At 56.8% G+C, this 1,924-nt stretch carries 1 protein-coding gene; it reads right to left on the bottom strand.

Features of this window, described 5'->3' with window-relative positions; genetic code table 11:
- The coding region (locus tag ACXJ5O_RS25630; RefSeq protein ID WP_457302366.1) for an L-lactate permease at positions 1 to 1,550 on the bottom strand (1,550 nt) is incomplete at its 3' end.
- Between the last annotated feature and the right edge of the window lie 374 nt (positions 1,551 to 1,924).

Here is a 1,924-nt window from a genome sequence, read left to right as displayed (position 1 = left end):
CCTTCGTGGCCGTACCAGTTGGTGGCCGTCGAGGCGACGACGATGGACTGTGCGTCGATCATCTTGCCCATGACACCGCCGGAGGAGTTGGCGGCGGCCATGAGAATGGGTGGCAGGCCGAGCTGTTCCGATGTGATTTTCTGCAGATTGCCGAAGAGTACGTTGGAAGCCGTATCCGACCCGGTCAGCGCCACGCCGAGCCAGCCAAGCAACGTTCCGAAGAACGGGTAGAGCACGCCTGTTGCCGCAAAGGCCAAACCGAGCGTCGCATCGATGCCGGAGAGCCGGGTAAGTGTACCAATCGCCAGCATGGCCGAGATGGTGATGAGGGAATAGGCGCAGAGCTTGAGAGTCCGCCCATAACTGCGGATCAATTCCAGCGGCGAATAGCCCATGATGAAGCCGGAGATAATTGCTGCGATGAGCATGCCAGAACCCGTATAGGACAACCATGTGAAGGCAAAAACAGCCTTTTCCGGGGTCGGGGTAGCGGCAATCGGTGCAACCTTGGCTATCATATTGTTCAGGCCAGGCACTTCGAAGCTCAGCGTTGCCCATGGATTGACCATTCCCTTGAACCAGTCCGTCCCCCAGAGGAGCAGGACGGCGCAAACAATGATCCACGGCGTCAGCGAGGCCCAGACTTCAGCGCGCGTCGGTTCTCGTTTCGAGGCTTTCACCTGGGGCGCCTGGCTGGCGGAATCATCGCGGATACGCAACTTGGCGGATGTCCAGATGACCTGCGGTTGCCAGATGCGCAGGAACCCGATGAGGCACGCCATCGAGATGAGCGATGCGCCGATATCGACGATCCATGGATTGACGAAGTTGGAGATCAGGAACTGCGGCACGGCAAAGGAAACGCCGGTCACGAGTATTGCGGGCCAGACTTCCTTCGTGCCCTTGTATCCGGCAAATGCCCAGACGACCCAGAATGGCACGATCAGCGAGAAGAACGGCAACTGGCGCCCTACCATGGCGCCGAGCAGGAAGGGGTCGATGCCGGTGACACTCGACAGCCCGGCGATGGGTGTACCCAAAGCACCATAGGCAACCGGTGCGGTATTGGCGATCAGGGAAAGACCCGACGCCGCGAGCGGCGAAAATCCGAGGCCGATCAGGATCGCGGCGGTAACCGCAACTGGCGTACCGAATCCGGAAGCGCCTTCGAAGAACGCGCCGAACGAAAATGCGATGAGCAGGATCTGCAGACGGCGGTCGCGGGTTACCCCGCCGATCGTATTCTGCAGCGTTTCGAATACCCCCCGCTCCACCGTGAGACGGTAGAGAAAGATAACGTTGAGGACGATCCAGCCGATTGGAAAGAAGCCAGTGACTACACCGAGCAACGATGCGCGGATCGATAATCCGGCAGGCATGGTGAAGATGAAGATCGCCACCAGATTTGCAAGGATAAGCGCAATGATAGCCGCGATGTGCACCTTGACCTTGTTGGACGCGATCATCCCCAGCAAGACCACAACAGGTATTGCGGCTGCCATCGTCGAAAGAACAGAATTGTCGAAAGGATTATAGACCTGATTCCACATAGCAGCGTGCTCCACCATACTAGTATATGTGTCAGATTCGCTTATTTGTGACGCGTTGAGCGGAGAATGCAAGGCATAGAGGTGAGAAACCTTTTGATAAGTCTCACCAAAATGGAGAAAATTTCTGGGAAAGCCGCTCGTTGTTCCAAGGTCTGACAGCCCTACTCGGACGGCAGTGTTACAGTAACGTACTTGTTTCTTTGTACGCTGCCGGACAATGCTTCCGATAAAATGTCCGCTGACTTCAGCGTGCGCCCCAAAAGCTGACCCGGTGCCAAGCTGATCGCCTTTGCCTGCAACCTAACAATTGAAATCMAGATTGCTCGCACTCGCCAGCCGATCAAGCAGAAATGGCCTTTTCAAACGGGGAGTAC

The organism is Phyllobacterium sp. P5_D12 (assembly GCF_054049495.1).
The sequence above is the reverse complement of the archived record's forward strand: the minus strand, read 5'-3'. Positions and strand labels throughout refer to the sequence as shown.